Origin of the sequence: Telluria aromaticivorans (assembly GCF_013003915.1) — a bacterium.
GTDB lineage: Bacteria > Pseudomonadota > Gammaproteobacteria > Burkholderiales > Burkholderiaceae_D > Telluria > Telluria aromaticivorans.
In genome coordinates, this window is record NZ_JABAIV010000019.1 from 1 (window position 1) to 6,433 (window position 6,433).

At 65.6% G+C, this 6,433-nt stretch carries 4 protein-coding genes; 1 reads left to right on the top strand and 3 read right to left on the bottom strand.

Annotation, left to right across the window (positions count from 1 at the left end):
- The first annotated feature begins 259 nt into the window (after positions 1 to 259).
- Positions 260 to 2,377: a TonB-dependent receptor family protein gene (locus HGB41_RS23055; RefSeq protein ID WP_171088653.1), complete on the top strand. Its 2,118-nt coding sequence runs from the start codon at positions 260 to 262 to the stop codon at positions 2,375 to 2,377.
- Here the strand turns inward: HGB41_RS23055 and HGB41_RS23060 are convergent.
- The 3 genes from HGB41_RS23060 to HGB41_RS23070 all read right to left on the bottom strand — a co-directional run bounded on the left by HGB41_RS23060 (position 2,352) and on the right by HGB41_RS23070 (position 6,016).
- Positions 2,352 to 3,869: a DUF3482 domain-containing protein gene (locus HGB41_RS23060; protein WP_171088654.1), complete on the bottom strand. Its 1,518-nt coding sequence runs from the start codon at positions 3,867 to 3,869 to the stop codon at positions 2,352 to 2,354. The genes HGB41_RS23055 and HGB41_RS23060 overlap by 26 nt on opposite strands.
- On the bottom strand, positions 3,866 to 5,347 hold the full coding sequence (locus tag HGB41_RS23065) for a DUF2868 domain-containing protein (RefSeq protein WP_171088655.1): 1,482 nt from the start codon (positions 5,345 to 5,347) through the stop codon (positions 3,866 to 3,868). Before HGB41_RS23065 ends, HGB41_RS23060 begins: the two co-directional genes overlap by 4 nt.
- 216 nt (positions 5,348 to 5,563) lie before the next feature.
- Positions 5,564 to 6,016, bottom strand: coding sequence for a hypothetical protein (locus HGB41_RS23070; RefSeq protein ID WP_171088656.1), 453 nt, complete (start codon positions 6,014 to 6,016; stop codon positions 5,564 to 5,566).
- Positions 6,017 to 6,433 lie beyond the last annotated feature (417 nt).

Here is a 6,433-nt window from a genome sequence, read left to right on the forward strand (position 1 = left end):
ATTCGCGTTGCTCGTCAATCCTGTTTTTTGCTTCGTTGCAGATTTCTCTGCGGACTTCATTAGCGTAACTACTTGATTACGTTAACGTTTTCAGTCCCCACATCAGCACTTACTGCTGAGTGTTCGGAAGCGGAGGCGAACTATAGCAAACGCCGCGGGTCTTGTGCAAGGCCTTTCGTGCGGCCGCGCGCATCTGCGGAACGGCATCCCGGCAACGCTACGGTTATGATGGCAATCTGTCCATTTTGCTCAACAATCAATGTCCCTCCGCCTCCCCCCTGTGCCGCTCGTCGCCGGCCTGCTCGCCAGCGTCGCCTCCCCTGCGTTTGCCCAGACGATCGCATCGCCCCAAGCGGTAGTGGTGGTTACCGGCTCCCGCACCGAGCAGGAGAGTTTCGACCTCCCGGCAGCTGTCAGTGTCGTCGATGCGGAGCGCATCGGCGCGGGCCAGCCGCGTGTGAACCTGTCGGAATCGCTTGTAACGGTGCCGGGTATCGTTGTGCAGAACCGCCAGAATTATGCGCAGGATTTGCAGGTGTCCTCGCGCGGCTTCGGTGCGCGTTCGTCCTTCGGCGTGCGGGGCGTTCGCCTGGTGGCGGATGGCATTCCCGCGACGATGCCGGACGGCCAGGGCCAGGCTGCGACCTTCAACCTCGACATGGCCGAGCGTATCGAAGTGTTGCGCGGCCCGTTCTCGGCCTTGTATGGGAACCATTCGGGCGGCGTGATCCAGCTGTTTACACGGGACGGCGAAGGCGCCCCAAGGGTCGAGCTCGCGACCACTGCCGGCAGCGACGGCCTGCGCAAGACCGACGTTAATGCGCAGGGCAAGGCGGGAGCAATCGGATATGTGATCGATGCCTCGCGCTTCGAAACGGACGGCTACCGCGACCATAGCGCCGCGACGCGCGACCAGGCCTATGCCAAGCTGACGCTACCCACTGGTCGCGACGGCAAGCTGACCATCGTGGCGAATTCGCTCGAGCAAGATGACACCCAGGATCCGCTCGGCGTCACCTGGCAGACCTTTGAGCGTGATCCGCGCGCGGGCGAGATCGACACGACGGATGCACAAACGCCGCAGCGCACCTTCGCGGAACGCTATGACACCCGCAAGAGCATCGATCACCAGCAGCTCGGCCTGAACTGGCAGCAGCGCTTCGGTCCTCATCGCCTGCAGTTGACGGTGTATGGCGGCAACCGCCGCGTGATCCAGTACCAGTCGTTCTCGCGCGCCTTCCAGCAGCCCCCTACCCACTCGGGCGGCGTGATCGACTTCGACCGCGACTTCCGTGGCGTCGACGTCAACTGGCAGGACGTGCGCGCCCTGGGTGCAGGAACGCTGCGCACGACCTTCGGTGTCGAATATGCGGATTCGGAAGACGCGCGTCAGGGCTTCGAGAATTTCGACAGCACCGGTTTCGGCGTGAAAGGCCGGCTGCGCCGCGACGAGGACAATCGCCTCACGAGCATCGATCCTTATATCCAGGCGCAGTGGGAATCCGGCGCCTGGGTGCTGACCGGCGGCCTGCGTCACACGCGCCTGAAGGTCGGCGTGAGCGACCGCTTCGCTGCGAATGGCGACGACAGCGGCGGCACTTCCTACAACGGCACGGCGCCGGTGCTCGGCGTGCTGCGCAAGATTTCGCCTTCGCTGAACGTGTATGCGAGTGCGGCGCGCGGCTTCGAGACGCCGACGCTCAACGAACTGTTCTACTCGGCGACCGGTGCGGGATTCAATTTCGGCCTCACGCCGAGCCGCAGCGTCCATCTCGAAGTCGGCGCCAAGTCGATGTTCGGCGCCCATACGCGGGCGGATATCGCACTGTTCCAGGCCCGCACCCGCGACGAGCTGGTTGTCGATGCCTCGAGCGGCGGACGCACGAGCTACCGGAATGCAGGGCGCACCTTGCGCCAGGGCGTCGAGCTGTCGGTTGCCTCGACCTTCGCCGGCGGCTGGAACACGCTGGTCGCGGCCAACCTGCTGCGCGCCATCTACGACGACGGCTTCGGCGCCATCCCGCAGGGGAACCGCCTGCCCGGCGTGCCGCGCGCCAGCATGTTTTCTGAGCTGGGCTGGACTGCGCGGGACGGCCAGATCAATGCCGCGCTCGAAGCGCAGGCCAGCAGCAAGATCCATCCTGACGATGCCAACACGGCGGTACCTGCGCCGGGGTACGGCATGCTCAACGCGCGGCTTCAGGCGCGCCAGCAGGTCGGCCGCTGGAGGCTCAAGGAATACCTCCGCGTGAACAACCTGCTCGATCGCGATATCGTCGGCTCGGTGATCGTGGCGGAATCAAACCGGCGCTACTACGAAGCTGCGCCGGGCCGCAACTGGATGCTCGGCTTCAGCGCGCAGTACCAGTTTCAGTAACCGGTACCGGTTCCAGTGCAGGCGATGCCGGCACCGGTAGCGCCGCTGCCGGATACAGCTGCGCGAGCACCGCGTCCGCAGCCGGGGTGATGGCCCCTTCCGCCATCGCGACGGCGGCGCCCAGGTCCGGCGCCGCACGCAGCGCGCGCCATAGCGCCGGCAGGTCGCCCACATGCGCACCGACAGCCCGTTCGACTTCGGCCTGCCAGAACGGCGGCGCCTCGCTCTCGACATAATTGCCGCGGCCGCGCCCGAAATGCGCCACCGCGAGGTAGCGCAGCAGCCCGCCGGTCAGCAGGGTCTGGAGGAAGGCATCTGCAAACTGCACGGTGTGCTGGTTGCGGTCGGTGCCGACATTGAAACCCCAGGCGGCGCCCGCCATCGTCAGGGCGCCGACGATCGCCCCGAGCAGCGCGCCGCCGCCGAGCGTCAGGCCGCCCGCCATCAGGTCGGCCGACAGCCCGGTCGCGGCGCCCGACACGACGGCGCCCAGCAAGCCCGCTTGCGCCTTGTCGACCGGTGCGCGCACGGCGAAATTTTCCCGCACACGCGCGTTGATGGCGCCTGCCTCCCCGGGATCGAGCCGGTGCAGGACCAGCATGCGCGCCGTGGTCGTACCGATTTCATCGTTGAGGCGCTGCACCAGCGCGGCCATCGCCAATTCCTGCCGCTTCTGCTCGTCCTTGCCCAGTCCAACCGCTTTCAGGGCCGACTTCAGCAGGCCCTTGCCCTCGCCGGCGACCTCTTGCTGGTCGCGCGCCGCAACCGCCAGCAGTTCCGCCACCAGGCGCAGCGCGTTACGGTAACGCTGCTGGTTCGCAGCCTCCCACGCCGCCAGCACGCGCGCATAGCCCGCCTGTTTATCGGGCTCGATCAGCTTGCCGATCGCCTCGTAGAACACATGCTCGTGCACCCAGCAGCGGGCGAAGGCGTCCAGGGGCAGGACTTCCCGTACGGCCGGGAACTGCGCGAGGTGCTGTTTCCAGCGTCCCTGCTCGGCCGACTCCTCGGAACCGGGCCGCGGTGGCCCCATCTGGTTGAGCAGCACGGCCACCGGCTTGCCGAGCCACTCGAGGATCTTCATCTCCGGCGGCAGGTAGCCGGCATCTTGCGGCGACTCCGACGAGTTGACGAGATAAAGCACGACGTCGGCTTCTTCCTTGGCCGCGCGCAGCGCCTGCTGGCTGAGCCAGAACGGGCGGTCGCGGTAGCGGTCGAACACCTCGCGCAGGAACCAGCCGATCGGGTTGCCCGCCATCGACAGGCGCTTGAGCAGGCGCACCGAGTCGCCAAAACCCGGCGTATCCCACAGCACGAGGGTGTCGCCCGCTTCGCTCGACTGCAGCAGGTGGGCTTCGGAGAATTGGGTCACGTGGGCGGCGTCGCGCACTTCGCCGACATCGGTGCCCACGAGCGTGCGGGCCAGCGTGGTCTTGCCGTTGTTGGTGTGCGAGACGAGCGCGAACTGGATCTTGACGGGAGCTTCGTTCATCGCAGCTCCGGCAGGGCCAGCCCGGCGCCGAGTTCGACCGGGTATTTGTCGGGCTGGACCAGGTTGACGAAGGTGGCCGAGGTGCCGTGGAAGCTGCAGAACTGGCGCCATAAGGCGACCCGCTCGGCGAGGCGCGTCGCATGGTCGGGCTTCTCGCCGGCGCGCTCGATAAAGGCGGATTCGTCGACCAGCACGGCGACGCCGCGCCGTACCCGCTTGGCCAGGTAGTCGAGGATGGCGCCGTGGTTTTCGTTCTCGGGCGTGGCTGCGAGGCTGAACAGGACTGCGGTGACGGTGACGCCGGGTTCGTCGAGGACCGTGTCCTGCAGCGCCTCCTTTGCATCGATACCGTAGCTGATCGCCGGGCGTAACTGGACCCGCGCCTGGCCCCCGAGCGCTGCGGCGGCGATCGCCCACAGGCCACGGTCACGCGCCTCGTCGAGGGTATAACTGTAGGGGAAGACGCGCAGCAGCGCGGGACTGCCGGCGCCGATGCTGTCGGCCAGCTTGCGGTAGTACGGCTGGTCGAGGTCGAGCGGGAAGTCGCGCGACAGGCGGCGCGCACGCCATGCGGCGACTGCGGCCAGTAAAAGACGGGGCAACACGACAAGCAGCAGCAAGGTCGCGCCGTACAGGTGGACCCAGCGCTCGCCGCTCGCGGTCGACACCGCACGCCCGAACCGGAGCAGTTCGATTTCAGTCAGCGAGAAACCCTGCAGGAAGGGGAAGATGCTCATGGACGGCATGAAGAGCCAGGACAGCAGGGTGTGGACATCGCGGCCGGCGAGGAAAGTGCTCTCCCATCCGACCACATATTGGGTGAGCAGGCCGCGGGCATACAGCGAGGCGATGGCGCCAAGCGCGAAACATGCAGCTGCGAGATGGATGGTGCGGCTCAGGCGCGCGCGGGCAAGTGGTTCGCTCAGCGCGGCCCAATCGCCCATGAAGGCGGTGACGCCATTGGCCAGGGGTCCCGGCAGCTTGCGTGGCAGCACAGCCTTGCCGACGCTGAGGCGCCGCAGCAGGTTCGGCCCTGCCCAGCCGTGGCGTTTGCCGGGAACGAGCGCCCACACCAGCAGGAACAAATACACCAGCAGGTTCCATCCGATGATGACGAGGAAAGGCGCGGACAGCAGGTCGACGCGGTGCGGGTCGGCGATCCGGTCGATGGCGGCGCCGCTCACCAGTGCCAGGAATGGCAGGGCCAGCCAGATCCCGGACAGCCCGAGCTTGCGGCGGGCGAAGGCGCCAAACGCCGGAGTGCGTTCGCCAAGGCGTTTCAGGATCTGCTCGGAGCGCTGTTGCAGGAAATGGTGGGAGGTGACCGCAGTCTTGCTGTCAGCGGCCTGCCAGGCGGCCAGCTCTTTCGCACTGCGGCTTGCATACTTGCGGTCCTCGTCGCTCAGGACCTCGTGTTTCGCGTCCGCGGATTCGATGGCGCGTACCAGGACGACATCGCGTGCAACCTGTTCGTTCATTCTGTTCCCGTCGTGGTTGAAATGGCAAGGATCACAGCCGCATTGTGCCCCAGTTTTGCACGCAGGGCAGCGCCGGTGTGCCGTGGACTGCCTGCACAGGCTGTGCCTGCAGGGCCTGCGGTGCAAATTTCCTGTGCACGGGTGATTAGCAAGGCAAACGGACAGGCGTAAAAAAACCCGGAACGGGTCCGGGTTCAGATGCGCAAGGCGCCCGGGTCAGGAGCGCGGTGCTTTGCGGCTGGGCTTGCTAGCGTAGTCGGAGGCGGACTGATCGGCACCGTCCTGCGGCGCGGCCTCGAGGCCAGATTGCCGCGAACCGGAGTTGCCCGATGAGGACTGCAGGGAACCAGCGGACTGCTGCTGTTCCATGCCGTTAGACTGCTGGATCTGGCCAAGACGATCCTGTTCACCACGCGCCTGCATGCGCTGCGCCTGCTGGCGCGCACTCCATGCGCCGTGCTGGGTGCCCACGCCGTTGCGGGTGCCGCGGTTCAGGTCGGCCTGCATCGAGCCCAAATTCGCTTTCGGAAACAGCGTATCCGCGCCGCCAGGCATGACATAGCCGGGCGCCCTGCTCTGCAGGCTGCCCTCTGCAACCGTCATGACCTTCGGCTTGTGAATGCCCCGGGCACGATTGTCCCCGCCTTTGACCTTCTCTTTGGATTTCATGATCGCTCCTCTGCGTGCTGAACCAATGGGTCGATCATGCGCGCAGCTGGTGAAGGTCTGTATAGGAGAAGGTTTCGCGGAAATGTAGGAATGCCCTCACGCCCTGCTTGAGAGATCGGGACGGTCATCGCGCTGGTGTGGCGCCGGCTGTCATGTGCACATTTTTACAGTGGGGTCTTCGCCCAAACGCAAAAAATCGCACCCAGGTGAGGATCCACGGTGTGGATCCGAGCGAGTGGGCTCTGCTTTGCACAAAGCAAAAAACCCCACCGCCGGATCCGCGTTGCGGATTCGTGCCCTGGTGGGGTTTTGATCAAGACGAAAAAAAGCCCGCTAGTTCACTAGCGGGCTTTTTCTTTATAACTAGCCTGACGATAACCTACTTTCACACTGGTTGCAGCACTATCATCGGCGCAA